Raw genomic sequence first — 13,731 nt, forward strand, 5'->3', positions numbered from 1 at the left:
ACTATTGCAAGCACCTGCTTGCAATAGTGTGTCGCACCACTCCGGGCCGAGCGCCCCCGCCCGAGCGCACCCGCCCGAGCACACCGCCCCAGCGCGGCCCGAGCACTCCCCCCGCCCGCAAGCCCCGAGCCTCAAGCCCCGAGCCCCGAGCCTTACACCTCACGTCTCACGTCTCACGTCTCCCACGGCAACTCCCGTTCGTGCACCACCTCCAGTCGGGAGACCGCGCGGGTCAGCACCACGTAGAGCCGGTTCAGACCGCGTCGCTCCGCCTGGGCGATGGCCGCCGGTTCGACGGCGACGACGTGGTCGTACTCGAGGCCCTTGACGAGGGTCGCCGGGACCACCGTCACCCGGGCGACCGGGCCGTCCGGGTCGGCGACCGGGAGGCCGGCCCCGGTCAGGGCCTCGCGGATCTCGTCGACCTGCGGGTCGGCGGCGATGACACCGATCGAGCCCTCGTGCGGGAGGGCGTCGCGTACGGCGGCGACGACCGCGGAGAGCAGGTCGCCGCCCGCCCGCCGCACGCGCAGTTCGCCGTCCCGGCGCAGGGACTCGGCGCGGGGCACGTCGGCGTCGAGAAGGTCGAGCAGCCGGCCCGCGAGAGAGAGGACGGCGGCCGGGACACGGAACCCCGTGGTCAGCGGGACGACCGTCGCGTCCGGCTTGCCCAGGTGGGCCATCTGCGTCCGCCAGGAGCCCGCCGCCCAGGGGGTGGTCCCCTGGGCCAGGTCGCCGAGGACGGTGAGCGAGCCGAAGCGGACCCGGCGGGCGACCGCCCGGCACTCCATCGGGGAGAGGTCCTGGGCCTCGTCGACGACGACATGGCAGTAGCCCCGGGGATGGTCGAGGAGACCGCCGATCTCGTCGAGGAGGACGAGGTCGGCGGACGACCAGCGAGCCGACCTCGGTGAGCGGGGCGGGCGCGGCCAGAGCAGCGCGCGCTGTTCCCCGGGATACAGAAGGCCGTCCGCGGCCCGCGCCAACTCCGCCTGGTCGGTGAGGAGTCGGACCAGGACCTCCTCCGGGCGCGCCTTCGGCCACAGGGCTTCCACGCAGGCGCTCACCGGGCGGGCCCGTTCGACGCGGCGCGTCCAGGAAGCCGGGCGCGGCCCGCTGCGGCGTTCCACGTGCTCCTGGATCCGGCGCACGATCCGGCTGCGCACCCGCTCGCGTCCGGTCTCGTACGGCGGCTCCTCGGCGAGCACCCCGGCGACGATGTCCGTCAGCCGCTCGCCCGCGATCCGCAGGCGGGAGGAGCCGTCGGGGACACAGAGGTCCTCGGCACGGTCGGTCGTCACCCGCCCGTACACGGCCCGGCGCAGCACTTCGGCCATCCGGATGTCGTGCTTGAGGGCGGCGGTCCGGTCGGGGTCGGTCCCGGTCGCCGGGTGGCGGGCGATCTCGTCGAGCAGGGTCGACTGCCGTACGCCGGTCTCGCCGAGGGAGGGGAGCACCTCGGCGATGTAGGAGAGGAAAGTGCGGTTGGGGCCGAGGATCAGCAGTCCGCCGCGCTGAACGCGCCGCGGGTGGGTGTAGAGGAGGTAGGCCGCCCGGTGCAGGCCCACGGCGGTCTTGCCGGTGCCGGGCGCGCCCTGCACGCAGACGGACTCGGTGAGCTCTCCGCGGACGAGTTCGTCCTGCTCGGGCTGGATGGTCGCGGCGATGTCCCGCATGGGGCCGACCCGGGGGCGTTCGATCTCGCGGGCGACGATGCCGGTCGGCCGGCCCGCCCCGTCCGGTCCGCGGCGCCCGGCCCGCCCACCGCCGTCGGCCCGTCCGCCCGCGTCGAGGCGCTCGTCCTCCAGTCCCGTGAGGTCGGCGGAGTCGCCCCGGCTGCCGGGGGCCCAGCCGAACCGCCGCCGGACGGCCACGCCCTGGGGGTCGCGGGCGCTCGCCTGATAGAAGGCGCGGGAGACGGGGGCGCGCCAGTCGACGACGAGGGGCGGGGCGGCCGGGTGCTCGCTGATGCGTAGCCGGCCGATGTGGTGGGCGAGGCCCTCGTGGTCGCCGCCGGTGCCGTGCGCGAAGTCCAGCCGGCCGAAGAACAGGGGGCCGTCGGGCAGTTCGTGCAGGGCCTTGGCGTGGCTGCGCAGCCGGTATCCGAGGACCTCGGCGTCGGCACCGGAGGCGGAGACGTCCTCGCCGGTGACGACCTGGAGGTCGGCTCCCTCGACCATCGCGGCGAGGGCGGCGCGGCAGCTGTCGTGGTGGACGCGTTCGTCGTGCAGGGCGGCGGCGAGATCCGGCGGGCTCTTCGGGGCGCCCTCCAGGACCGGCTCGGGGGTCGTCATGGCCCCAGGGTAACGAATAACGTGACCGAGTAACATTTTTTACTTGGTATCAGCCGCAGGGGCGGCGCGTCAGCCGAGCCGGGGCAGACCCGCCGCCAGCACCGCGAACGCCCGCTCCACCGCCGCCTCCGCGTCCCCCCGCACGTCCTGCACCCGCTCCCCCTCCGCGATCCGCCGCCAGTTCTCCTCCGCGAGGATCCGCCGGACGGCGACGATCTGGCCGGCGGCCAGCCGGGCGTCCAGGGCGTCGGGCAACTCGTCCACCAGGGCACGGGCGAGGGCGGCCTCCGACCGTTCGAGATAGCCGTACAGCCGGGCGACCAGGGAGGGCGTGCCGTAGAGCATGGCGTAGAAGGCGCGCACCTGCGGGTGGTCGTTGAGGCCGGTGACGGGGTCGGCGGCGGCGAGTCCCGCGAGGAAGTGCCGGCGCAGGGCGGGCAGCGGCGCGACCCCCTCGGCCCGTGCCGCCGTGACGACCCGGGCCGCCTCCTGCTCGTGGTCGGCGATCCGGTGCAGGACCAGATCCTCCTTGGCCGGGAAGTACCGGAAGAGGGTCGGCTTGGAGATCTCGGCCGCCGCGGCGACCTCGGCGACGGAGACCGCGTCGAAGCCGCGCTCGATGAAGAGCCGCACGGCGATGTCCGACACGGCCTGGTACATCCGCTGCCTCTTGCGCTCGCGCAGCCCGGTCTCGCTCATGGGCCGAGCCTACGGGCCGGACGCCGACCGGTGCCGCTTGACCTCAACCGGGGTTGAGGTCGAAGACTCCATGCACACGCATCAACCGGCACCATCGGCATCAGCGGAGGCAGGCCATGCGAGCAGCACAGGTGAAGGCGTTCGGCGGACCGGAGGTCCTGACCACGGTGGAGCTGCCGGACCCGGTCCCGGGCCCCGGCGAGGTCCTGATCGAGGTCGCCCACACCGACACGATCTTCGTGGAGACACAGATCCGTACGGGCCTGTTCCGTGCCTATTTCCCCGTCGAGCCGCCCTACGTCCCCGGTGGGGGTGTCGCCGGCACGGTCACCGCGGTCGGCGCGGGCGTGGACCCCGCGTGGGTGGGCCGCCGGGTGACGTCCTTCGTGGACGGCGGGTACGCCGAGCGCGTGACGGCCCCGGCCACCGCGCCGACCCCGGTCCCGGACGGCGTGGACCTGCGCACGGCGGCGGCACTCGTCCACGACGGGGTGACGGCCGCCGGGCTGCTGGAGCACACCGCCGTGGCCGCCGGTGACCGCGTCCTGATCCTCGGCGCCTCGGGCGGCATGGGCACCCTGCTGATCCAGCTGGCACGGGCCCGGGGTGCCCGGGTGGTGGCCGCGGCACGGGGAGCGCGGAAGTCGGCCCTGGTGCGGGAGCTGGGGGCGGACGCGGTGGTGGACGTGTCGGAGCGGGACTGGGTGGAGCGGGCACGTGAGGCCCTGGGGCGGCCGGCACCCGCCCGCACGCCCGAGGACACCGCTGAGGACACCACCGGGGGCACCACCGAGAACACGGCCGGGGACGCCGCCGAGGGTGCCGCCGATGTCGTACTGGACGGCGTCGGCGGTGAACTCGGGCTCGCCGCCTTCGCCTTGACGGCCGACGGCGGACGTTTCTCCGCGCACGGGGCGCCCACGGGCGGCTTCGCCGCGGTGGACGCGGCGGAGGCGGAGCGCCGGGGCGTCACCCTGTTCGGGATCGGTGACGTGCAGTTCGGCGAGGAGCGGGCGCGCCGCCTGAGCGCGCACGTCCTGGCGCAGGCGGCCGCGGGGCGGCTGCGGCCGGTGATCGGCGCCCGGTTCCCGCTGACGGAGGCCGCCGCGGCGCACGCCGCGATCGAGGGGCGGGAACTGGTCGGGAAGGTGGTGCTCGACGTGCGGCCCGGCGTGTGAGCCGGCGTCCGCGCACGGGGGCCGGACCGGTCCGGGCTCAGGGCCTGCCGCGGGCCAGGGCCAGGGCCCTCTCGAGGTAGGGGTTGGTCGTCCGGGGGGCCGGAAGGCCGAGGGCGGCGGTGGCCGCGGCCAGCGTCTCGGCGTACGAGTCCACGGCCCGGCGGACGTTGGGGGCGTCCAGGCCGGCCCTGGTGCTCAGACGGACGAGGTCGACGTAAGCGGAGCGGATGGTCTCGATCCGGCGGTAGACCGTCCAGTCCTTGTGCCAGTCCCTCGTGTACTTCCTCGGCAGCTTCTCCTCCCACCGCCGGAACATACGGGCCCGGATCTCCGGCCGGGTCGGTGTCAGGTGCATGTGCCGGACCAGGTCGTACAGCGGGTCGCCGACAAGGGCCATCTCCCAGTCGATGATGGTCAGCGCACGGTGGTCCTCGCGGCGCACCAGGTTCCACGGGTTGAGGTCGCCGTGCAGCAGGGCCGGGACCCGCGGGCTCACCCGGTGCCGGGACAGGATCTCCCGCAGCCGCCACTCGTCCGGCAGCCCGAGGGTGCGGGCCAGTTGCCGCGACTCCTTCGGCAGGTCCCGCACGAGCCCGATGAGCTGTTCCTTCAGCCACTCGCAGAACTCGACGTCACGGGCTCCCGTGTCGACCAGCGTCTCGTCCACGCGCGTCAGTTCGCACAGCTGGTCGACCAGTCCGTCCGCCTCGTACGGGCGCAGACCGTGCACCGGATGGGCGGGCGGCTGGTCGATGCGTGTGCCGACGTACGTGTGAATGCTGAAGGCGTCGTTCGGGTGGCTGACGCCCAGCGCCAGCACCTCCGGCGCCGCCACCAGGACGCGTGACTCCTGGATCGCCCGCAGAACGGCGTGCTCACTGAGGTAGCTGGGCTCCAGCCGGGAGACGTTGGGCAGTTTGCGCCGCACGACCACGGGGTCCGGCATACCGGGGACGCAGACCACGGAGTTGAGGTGCGCGGTCCCCTTGAACACGCGGCCCGCCGGGGCGGCTCCCTCGGCGAGCAGGGCCTCGCGCACGGCCGACCGCGGGAAGTCGGGGTGCTCGGAAAGGCGCCTGTCCGGCACCCAGGTGGAGGCCTTCGCGACCCAGTGCAGGGCGCCGACGCCTCCGTCCCCGCGCGAGGCCAGCCAGCGGAAGAGGGCGCGCGCGATCTCGTCGTTGGCCGGCACGTCGGTGAGCCGCAGGGGCCCGGCGGCGGTCTCCAGGGCGCGGCGCACCTCCGCGGTGGCCTCGTCGAGCCTCTTCTGCGTCGACGCCCCCCGCAGCGACCGCGCGGCCCGCATCACGTCCGGATAGACGGACTGCGCCCGCTCGAACGCGACGTAGTGCCGCAGGTCCTTGGTCAGGCCCTTGACCGCGCCGGGCCGGAAACCGCGCATGGCCTCCTCCCACGCCCCGATCACCTCGTCCCACTGATGGGCCGGGTACCGCATGCGCACCAGATGGGTGGCGAGGTCGTGCAGCGGGTCGCCGTAGGTGGCCAGTTCCCAGTCGACGCACACGAGCGGCGGGTCGCCGCCGTAGGACACGATCAGGTTGTCCCGGTGCAGGTCCGCGTGGAGCAGGCTGTACGGCCGGCGGGTCATCGCGGGCACGTCCCCGGCCAGCCGCAGCAGGGCGTCGTCGGAGATGCCCAGGGCCTTGAACAGTCCGCCGAACTCGTCCCAGTTGGGCTTGCGGATCTGTTCGTCGGCGCACCGGACCAGGGTCTTCAGGAACGCCTGGCTGTCGCTGTGGTTGGCGGGCCAGAAGGCGGGCAGCGGCGGCAGCGCCTGGCGCCGCACCTGGGTCATCCGTGCCAGCAGCCCGGCCAGCGCCTTCATCAGCAGGGTGTCCACAGGTTTACCGTTTCCGCAGATGGCGGAGAGCGGTACGCCTTCCACATGGCTGTGGAGGGAGAAGTCCGGCGTCCTGATCAGACATTCGGGCGCGTGCGGCAGGACGCCGCGGAGGGCGTCGAGGACCGCCGCCTCCTCCTGCCAGGTCCTGACCACCACGGGCAGCGCGTCGGATCGCCGGATGCGCACCATCACCGAGGATCCCGCGGCGCGGCCCACCAGCGGCGCGACGTCCTCCGTCAGCGGCAGCACATGGTTCCGGTTGTGGTGGCCGCTGGACGCCTCGGTCGACTCGGCGGCCCTGACGAAGACCCGCAGCACGTCAGGCACGTCCTCGGCGGCTCGTTCCCCGTGGTGGCGAGGGGGAACAAGATGGTCGACCACTGGCCGCTCCGGTACTCGCGCTGGGCAGGGTAGGGCAAACGGTAAACGCGCCGCACGACCGGAGTGATGATCAGCTGAGCCGAATGGTGGTTCTGCCACTCACTCACGTCGGGTCGTCAGAAACCGGCTTGTCCGCCGTCTCATACGTGGGGACGAGAGCGATTGCTCGCGCGATTGAGGCATGCTAGCGCAGCCGTACCGGCTGCCCGGCGAGAAGCCTCCAGACGGAGTCGAACCAGTCCTGCCACGTGGCGACGAAGACGGAGCCGGCGGAGTTCGCGTCCTCGTCCCGCACATGATGGGTCAGCGTGGCACCGAGACCCAGCACGTCGAGGGCGGCGATCTCCTCGCCCGCACCCTCCGAGCTCACGGAGATGTCCCGCTCGATCACCTCGTACGGTCCCAGCAGGGCCTCGGAACCGTTGACGAGGTAGAGCTTGAAGGCGGGGGTCAGCGGGGCCCAGCGGATCTCGACGTCGACGTCGACGGGCGTCCGGGACCGCACGAGTCCCAGGACCCCGAGCAGGGACTCCGTGTGCCGCTTCGTGATGGCGTGCAGCCGGTCGCGCAGCCGGTCGTCGTCGCTGTCGTCCCTGGCCCGCGGGTAGGGCAGCACCAGCTCCTCGGCGGGAAGGATCATCCGCAGACCGATGCGCCGGGGGGCGATGGAACCGTGGAAGATCCGCTCGGCCTGCAAGCGGATGTGCGCGTCCAACGACTCGGACGTCAACGTGTAGACGTCCAACAGGACTTCCGGCTGCTCGAAGGCCGCGCTGAGCACCGGTCCGAGCGTGGCTCCCTTCCACTGCCGGGGGGTGGTCGGCGTGGAGGACGGCGTCCACTGCGTCTTGATCACCCGGGACCCGCTGCCCTGCCGGGACTCGATCCAGCCCTCGTTGCCCAGTTCCCGTATCACCCGGGAGACGGTGTCCCGGGAGACCCGGAACTCCTCGGCGAGATCGCGCTGCGACGGCAGGAACGAGTGCGGCGGATACGTCCCGTCCGTGATGCGGACGCGCAGCTCACTGGCGACCCGGTGGAATTCCCGGCCGCCCCCGCCACCACCCTGCTGCACATCCACACAGCGACCGTACCGCCGCCCGTCCAATGACAAACCAATCTCAGTCAAGTCCCGTGCAATACAGACCGATTAAGGATCAACCGGCCAGGGGAAATCCATTTCACGGCAACCAGTCCAATTGGACCGGGATTTGCAGGTTCACTGAGAATGGCAGGGAGGTGGAAGGTCGTGCTCCTGTTATCGGCACTCTGGGAGCTCCTCGCGTTCTGCGCGGGGTGGACGGTGCAGGCCAAGCTGGGGGCGGTGGGTGTGATGCTGTTGTTCACCGTGGCCGTGGGTGTGCGGGCTCGGCGGGGTGTGGTTGCCGCGGGGGCGGCTGTCGTGCTGGTGGCGTTGCTGCTCAGGGGGTCCTGACCGCCGTCAGTACCGCTTCCAGCGAGTTCACCACCGTCGTGGCGCCCGCGCCCAGGAGCAGCTTCTCCTTGCGCTCGTTACGCGCGTAGCCCAGGAAGGGCACTCCCGCCTCGCTGGCGGCCAGGAAGTCGGAGGGGGTGTCGCCGATCATCAGGGCGGTGCCGGGCGCCGATCCCATGGCGCGCAGGGCGCGGTTCAGGCAGTACGGGTCGGGCTTGAGGTGACGCAGTTCCCGGGTACGGCCGTAGACGTGCGGGGTGAAGCAGGAGGCGAGCCCGCGGCCCGTCAGGTAGGCGGTCGCCGCCTGCGGGGAGTTGTTCGTGGTGATGGCCAGCCGCAGCCGCCGTGCGACCAGGGTGCGGATCAGGGGGTCCGCCCATGCCGTGGGCATCGCCGTGGCCGTGGCCTTCAGCTCCTCCTGGGTGAGGCGCTCCTCCAGCTCCGCGACCAGGTCGCTGCCCGGATGCCGGCGGTCCACCGCGTGCAGCACCACGTGCGGGTCCGGCGACCGCCGCTCGTCCGCCGTCAGCAGACCGCGCAGGCCCCGCCCTTCGAGCCACTCCACGAGACCGTCGGCCACGCGCTCGGCCGAGTGGCCGGCGAAGAGCCGGCAGATCGGCCCGTCGAAGTCCCACAGGACGACCCTCGCGCGGGCGAACAACTCCCGCAGCGTCTCGGTCTCGTTCCCCGTGTCGTTGTTCCCGGTGTCGGCTGCCACCTGTTCGGTCCGCGTCGTATCAGAGGTCACTAGGAGAGTGTCAGGTCCGTCGTGATGGTTTCCCAGAGGGCGTCGAACCACTTCTGGGATTCCTCCACGAACGCGGCGTCGCGCTGACCGGCGGCCTTCTCGAAGGAGAAGAGGAGCGACTCGGTGCCCAGCACGTCGTACATCTCGAGGGTCCCGGTGTCGGTGGACTCCTCACGGCGGGTGACCATGTAGTACGCGATCAGCGCCTCCTGGCCGTTGAGGAGGTACAGCTTCACCGGCGGGGTGAACGGCAGCGCGCGGAAGGTGATGTTGACGTCCACGCCGTGCGAGCGCAGGGCGCGCAGGTTGTAACTCAGCACCTGGCCCTGCGCGTTGCGCATCGACAGCCAGCGCTGGTGGACGGGGTCCTCGTCGTCGCCGCGGCCCTCGACCGGGACCGGGAAGGCGAGACTGATGTCCCGGGACGGCAGCAGGATGCGGACGTCGATCTTCTGGGGCCGGACGCTGCCCGCGTGGATGAGCCGCAGCGGCTCCCCGAGGGCCGGGATCAGGCTCTCCGCGGTGAGACAGGCCGCGTCGATCCGCACATGCGGGACCGCGAACGCCGCGGTCAGCCGAGGGGCCAGGCCCACCATCGTGGGCTGCGGCTCGCCGCGGTCCGGGGCCGGCGGCTCCGCGATCCGCGGCGGGCTGCCCTTGCTCACGTTGGTGAGCAGCCCGTCGTCCTGGAGTGCCCGCAGGGCCTGGCGGACGGCGCCGCGCTCCACGCCGAACTCGTCGGCGAGCTCGGCCTGGGTGGGCAGGCGGTCACCGGCCCTGAGATCCCCGACGCGGATGCGCTCGCGCAGGACATCGGCGATCTCACGGGGAGAGAGCCTGCTGCCGTTCACTGCCACGTTCTCCTGGGTCACGACCAAACGCTACAACTTACATCCATCTGGCGGGAGTTGTTTGAAAGTTGTTTAGCGGTTGCTGCCAAGTGGGGACAACATAGTCATAGTTGGCAACCAACTTGAGTGAGTTGGCGGAAGGTTTGCCTCCCACTCCAGTATCCGAAGGGGGGAACCACCATGCCCGTCCTCGTCCTCCTCTGCGCCGCCTTCGTCGTCGGTGTCGAGCAGACCATCCAGTGGAAGTACGGCACCGCCGGCGCCCTCGGTCTGCTCCTGCTCAGCGTCGGCATCAAGGCCAAGAGCCCGGTCATCAGCTCGGTCGGCGCCGTGATCCTCGCCCTCCTCGCCACCGGGCCCGCCGTCAGCTCGTGAGCACCAGCTCCGAGCTGATCGTCTCCCACAGCGCGTCGAACCACAGGTGGGACTGTTCCACGAACGTCGTGTCACGCGGTCCGGCTCCGTGTTCGAAGGCGAACAGCACCGACCGCGTGCCCTCGGCGTCGTACATCTCCAGGTGTTCGTGGTCGATCGTCTGCTCGCCCCGCTTGACCGTGTAGTAGGCGAACAGCGCTTCCGTCCCGTTGAGGAGATACAGCTTGACGGGCGGGGTGAAGGGCAGCGCGCGGAAGGTGACGCGCACATCGATGCCGTGCGTGGAGCGCAGGGTGAGCAGGTTGTGCCGCAACACCTGGCCCTGCGCGTTGCGGTGGGCCAGCCAGCGGCGCTGGAGCCGCCCGGTCTCCGCGATGTCCACCGGTGCCGGAAAGGCGAGTTCGATGTTCCGGGAGGGCAACAGGACCCGGACGTCGATCTTGGCCGGTTTCAGTCGCCCGGCGTGGATCTGCCGCAGGGGTTCACCGATGGCGGCCGTCAGGGAGACCGCCGTCAGACACAGCGCGTCGACCTCGACGTGGTCGGCCGCGAAGGCCTCGGTGATCCGCGGCGGCAGCGCCACCATCGAGGGCTGGGGCGTCGCCGCGGGCCCCGCGGGGAGGCCGGCCGCACCCGGCCGCGCGGCGACCGTCGCCGGACTTCCCTTGGAGACGTTGGTGAGGAGCTGCTCGGACTGGAGAACGCGCAGCGCCTGCCGTACGGCGCCCCGCTCGACGCCGAACTCGTCCGCCAGCTTGGCCTGCGTCGGCATGCGCTCACCCGGCCGCAGCACTCCGGTCCTGATCCGGGTGCGCAGCTCGTCGGCCACCTCGTGGTGTGACCGTTGCGGCCGCACCGCCCTCCTCCGCCCATTGACGGAGGCATGTTCCGGCTCCACGTCCGCACACTACAACTTCCCGCCATCTTTGGGCAGTTCAAAGAGAGATGGTTATAGGACGCTTCCAAGCGGACATAGTTACAGTGAAGTTGGCAGCCAACTTCAACAACATGGTCAAACTTTCAGACGGTTGGCCGGTCGGGCTCCCTTCCGGAGGGGAGCCGGGAGCCCGAGCAGTCGGCACCGACGTACAGCCACAACTGAACATCCCGCACAGCCACAACTTCAGATCGATCGCACAGTCACAACTGAACAGCACCACCGAACGGCCAGCGCTACGGCTAGAGCTAGAGCTAGAGCTGGAGCTGGAGCTGGAGCTAGAGCTACGGATACCCGCATTCGAAGACACGCAGGCACTACGGCACACACGCGATACGGCAGTCAGGAAGGAGCCGTCAGAACATGTCCGGGCACCAAGGCCGCCCGGACGTACGCAGCAGGGCGTCGGCCTCACGGGCGGCGCCCGCTCGTTCTTCCCGGAGCCGCCCCAGCGCCGCCAGCCGCCCCGCGGTCTCGTCGCCCAGCCACAGCGTCGCCAGGTCGGCCACGTCCAGGGTGAGATCGGCGTCCCGGGTGGTCGGCAGGCAGGAGGCCCCGTCGGGGGTCGCGTCCAGCAGGAAGCGGCCTCCGGCCAGACCCGCCCGGTCGACGACCTCGAGGACCAACGCGCCCGACGCGTCGTACGTCCGCGCCTCCAGGGCCCGTACGACGTCCAGGATCCGCACCCACAGCCAGTCCGCCTGCGTGGTGATGCGCGCCGCCCTCGGGTCCGGCAGATGCAGCGGGAGCAGGTCGTCCGGTGCTCGCCAGCCCGTCTTCACCCGGGTGATCCAGTCGATGGAACAGAGGTAGTGCCACAGCGCGCGCTCCGCGGCCGGGGTCACCGCGGTCAGCCAGTTCACCGACGCCGTGTTCAGCGGCTGCTTGGCGTCGCTCCACTCGTCGTCCGCCCGGTAGGAGGCCATGCCTTCCACCACACCGTCCGCCGAGCGGTAGACGACGAAGAACGGCTCGACCCACTCGCTGCCGTACAGCCACAGCTGCCCGGTGCGCGCCGCCCACCAGTGCTCGTCCCGGTCGATCGCGCCTGGCTGCCCGCGGCGCAGCCGTTCGTGCAGCTCGGGACCGATCCGGCGGATCTCCGCGCCGTCGGCGAAGTCGATCCGGCCGCCGTCCGGCGGGCCCGACAGGTTCGGGTCGAGGCCGGTCCGCGGCACGTCGATGGACCACTCGGTCATCGTGGTCGCCGGGCCGAAGCCGTAGCGGCCGTAGATCCGGTACTCGGCGGCTATCAGGGTGGCCACGACGTCCCCGCGGTCCTTGGCCGCCGTCAGGTCGGCGGCCATCAGCCGGGTGAGGAGGCCGCGGCGGCGGTGCGTGGGCGCGACGGTGACGTTGGAGATGCCGTCGGCGGGGACGGCGGCGCCGCCGACCGCCGTGAGCTCCTGGTCGAAGGAGCGGAACGTCGCCACGCACCGGCCCGCGTCGAAGGCGCCGGAGATCCGGGAGTCCGCGAACGCGACCCGGCGGTCGGCGAGCATCTGGTCGGGGACGGTGGGCGGGCGCAGAAAGCCCGTGTTCACGGCGCGGGTCCACTCGGGGAGTTCCGCGTCGGTGATCGGGCGGACGTCGATCGGCTGCTGGGTGGCTGGGCGGGTCATGGGATCACCGTAGGCAGGGGCGGACGGGCGGCGCGAAGATTTTCCGGCCGCGAAGCCCTTCCCGGACCCCGCCGCCCTGCCCCCACCCGGACCCCGGCACCGCCTTCCGCCCCGGCACCGCCTTCCGTCCCGGCACCGGCATCCGGCTCGGCCCCGGCTTCCGCCCCGGGCCTCCGCGAGGCCCCGCCCGCGTCACACCAGCAGGTCCTCCACCTGCGCCTCTCCCTCCCGGTACCGCCTCGTGATCTCCGCGCCCGACTCGTCGGCCGTCCGCTGGAGGCTCTGGCGGCGGCTCGAGACCTGCTGCTCGTAGCGGACCAGGCAGGCCATCGCGTCGTGGAGCTCGGGATCGGTGCGCGCGTCGAGGTCGGAGAGTTCGACGTCGGCGAGCATGTCGGCGGCCAGCCGCCGGTACTCCTCGCTGTGCGGGGTGCCCAGGGTGACGTGGCGGGCCGAGGAGCGGTGCCGGGCCGGGGCGTCGGTGAGGATCTCCGACAGCCGCTCCACCACGGAGGCCGCGCCCGTCGGGGAGCGCCGGGCCAGCTCCGCGCGCAGGATGTCGATACGGCCCTGGAGCAGCCGCCGTACGTAGCTGAGGTCGGCCTCGTCGCGCTGGGCGTCCCGGCGCAGGGTGCGCAGTTCGGGCAGGCTCAGCCCGGTCAGGTCGTGATCGGGTGCTTCCGCGGGCAGCACGGGGCTGCCACTGCGCTGTGGCGGCGGCCGATGTGTCGCAGGCCGCCCGGTACTCGGTGTGCTCATGTCCTTCTACCGTCCCCTCGACCGGCGTGTGGGAAGCATCGTGCCACCCCGATCGACCGCCGGGTTACCGAGTCCCCCCGAACGGCCCCAGATAGGGGCTTAAGGAACAAAAATGGGCCACTCCCGGGTCCGTGCGACGCACCCGGCATGATGGTCCGCATGCGAGCGGTGGTGCAGAGGGTGGACGGCGCGAGCGTCGTCGTGGACGGCGAGACGGTCGGGGAGATCAGCGGCGAGGGGCTGTGCGTCCTGGTCGGGGTCACCCACGAGGACACGAAGGAGAAGGCGGCCCAGCTCGCCCGCAAACTCTGGTCGGTCCGCATGCTGCACGAGGAGAGGTCGTGCAGTGACATCGACGCCCCGCTGCTGGTGATCAGCCAGTTCACGCTGTACGGGGACGCGCGCAAAGGACGCCGTCCCACCTGGAACGCGGCCGCCCCGGGCGAGACGGCCGAGCCGCTGGTCGACGAGGTCGTCGCGCGCCTGCGGGAGCTGGGCGCGACGGTGGCGACGGGCCGGTTCGGCGCGCGGATGCGCGTGTCACTGACGAACGACGGCCCGTTCACCGTGCTGATCGAGATCTAGGAC

Annotated in this window: 13 protein-coding genes; 4 read left to right on the forward strand and 9 right to left on the reverse strand. The window is 71.8% G+C overall.

Translation table 11 applies throughout. The annotated features are described in order from the left end of the window. Positions 1-173 precede the first annotated feature (173 nt). On the reverse strand, positions 174-2,294 hold the full coding sequence (locus tag AOQ37_RS17865) for a HelD family protein (RefSeq protein ID WP_062645512.1): 2,121 nt from the start codon (positions 2,292-2,294) through the stop codon (positions 174-176). Between the two features lie 69 nt (positions 2,295-2,363). After that, positions 2,364-2,993, reverse strand: coding sequence for a TetR/AcrR family transcriptional regulator (locus tag AOQ37_RS17870; protein ID WP_062645513.1), 630 nt, complete (start codon positions 2,991-2,993; stop codon positions 2,364-2,366). A 116-nt stretch (positions 2,994-3,109) separates the two neighbouring features. Between AOQ37_RS17870 and AOQ37_RS17875 the strand changes: the two genes are divergently transcribed. Then, the gene (locus tag AOQ37_RS17875; RefSeq protein WP_062645514.1) at positions 3,110-4,171 is read left to right on the forward strand and encodes a zinc-binding dehydrogenase; all 1,062 of its coding nucleotides are present in this window, start codon (positions 3,110-3,112) and stop codon (positions 4,169-4,171) included. Positions 4,172-4,208: 37 nt separating this feature from the next. On the opposite strand, the gene AOQ37_RS17880 is transcribed toward AOQ37_RS17875, so the two are convergent. Beyond that, a complete protein-coding gene (locus AOQ37_RS17880) occupies positions 4,209-6,362 on the reverse strand; it encodes a phosphotransferase family protein (protein ID WP_062645515.1) in 2,154 nt (717 codons plus the stop codon). Between the two features lie 238 nt (positions 6,363-6,600). Continuing rightward, positions 6,601-7,497 carry a winged helix-turn-helix domain-containing protein gene (locus AOQ37_RS17885; protein WP_078890234.1) on the reverse strand — a complete coding sequence of 299 codons (897 nt, stop codon included), beginning with the start codon at positions 7,495-7,497 and terminating at the stop codon, positions 6,601-6,603. Positions 7,498-7,665: 168 nt separating this feature from the next. On the opposite strand from AOQ37_RS17885, the gene AOQ37_RS17890 reads away from it, so the two are divergent. Next, positions 7,666-7,851, forward strand: a complete 186-nt coding sequence (locus AOQ37_RS17890; RefSeq protein WP_062645516.1) for a hypothetical protein — start codon at positions 7,666-7,668, stop codon at positions 7,849-7,851. Here the strand turns inward: AOQ37_RS17890 and AOQ37_RS17895 are convergent. Together AOQ37_RS17895 and AOQ37_RS17900 are read right to left on the reverse strand one after the other, a co-directional pair. After that, positions 7,838-8,599, reverse strand: a complete 762-nt coding sequence (locus tag AOQ37_RS17895) for an HAD family hydrolase (RefSeq protein WP_234436928.1) — start codon at positions 8,597-8,599, stop codon at positions 7,838-7,840. The genes AOQ37_RS17890 and AOQ37_RS17895 overlap by 14 nt on opposite strands. Continuing rightward, positions 8,599-9,477, reverse strand: coding sequence for a GntR family transcriptional regulator (locus AOQ37_RS17900; RefSeq protein WP_199825038.1), 879 nt, complete (start codon positions 9,475-9,477; stop codon positions 8,599-8,601). Before AOQ37_RS17900 ends, AOQ37_RS17895 begins: the two co-directional genes overlap by 1 nt. A gap of 153 nt (positions 9,478-9,630) precedes the next feature. Between AOQ37_RS17900 and AOQ37_RS17905 the strand changes: the two genes are divergently transcribed. Next, on the forward strand, positions 9,631-9,825 hold the full coding sequence (locus AOQ37_RS17905; protein WP_062645518.1) for a hypothetical protein: 195 nt from the start codon (positions 9,631-9,633) through the stop codon (positions 9,823-9,825). Here AOQ37_RS17905 and AOQ37_RS17910 read toward each other — a convergent pair. From AOQ37_RS17910 to AOQ37_RS17920, 3 genes are all read right to left on the reverse strand, one after another. After that, complete coding sequence (locus tag AOQ37_RS17910) at positions 9,815-10,681, reverse strand: winged helix-turn-helix domain-containing protein (RefSeq protein WP_234436929.1); 867 nt, start codon at positions 10,679-10,681, stop codon at positions 9,815-9,817. The genes AOQ37_RS17905 and AOQ37_RS17910 overlap by 11 nt on opposite strands. Positions 10,682-11,118: 437 nt before the next feature. Continuing rightward, positions 11,119-12,384 carry a GNAT family N-acetyltransferase gene (locus tag AOQ37_RS17915; protein WP_062645520.1) on the reverse strand — a complete coding sequence of 422 codons (1,266 nt, stop codon included), beginning with the start codon at positions 12,382-12,384 and terminating at the stop codon, positions 11,119-11,121. Positions 12,385-12,576: 192 nt separating this feature from the next. Next, the gene (locus AOQ37_RS17920) at positions 12,577-13,143 is read right to left on the reverse strand and encodes an RsiG family protein (RefSeq protein ID WP_062645521.1); all 567 of its coding nucleotides are present in this window, start codon (positions 13,141-13,143) and stop codon (positions 12,577-12,579) included. A 159-nt stretch (positions 13,144-13,302) separates the two neighbouring features. On the opposite strand from AOQ37_RS17920, the gene dtd reads away from it, so the two are divergent. Further along, a complete protein-coding gene (gene dtd / locus AOQ37_RS17925) occupies positions 13,303-13,728 on the forward strand; it encodes a D-aminoacyl-tRNA deacylase (RefSeq protein ID WP_062645522.1) in 426 nt (141 codons plus the stop codon). Positions 13,729-13,731 lie beyond the last annotated feature (3 nt).

Source organism: Streptomyces maremycinicus, assembly GCF_001184025.1.
GTDB classification, from domain to species: domain Bacteria; phylum Actinomycetota; class Actinomycetes; order Streptomycetales; family Streptomycetaceae; genus Streptomyces; species Streptomyces maremycinicus.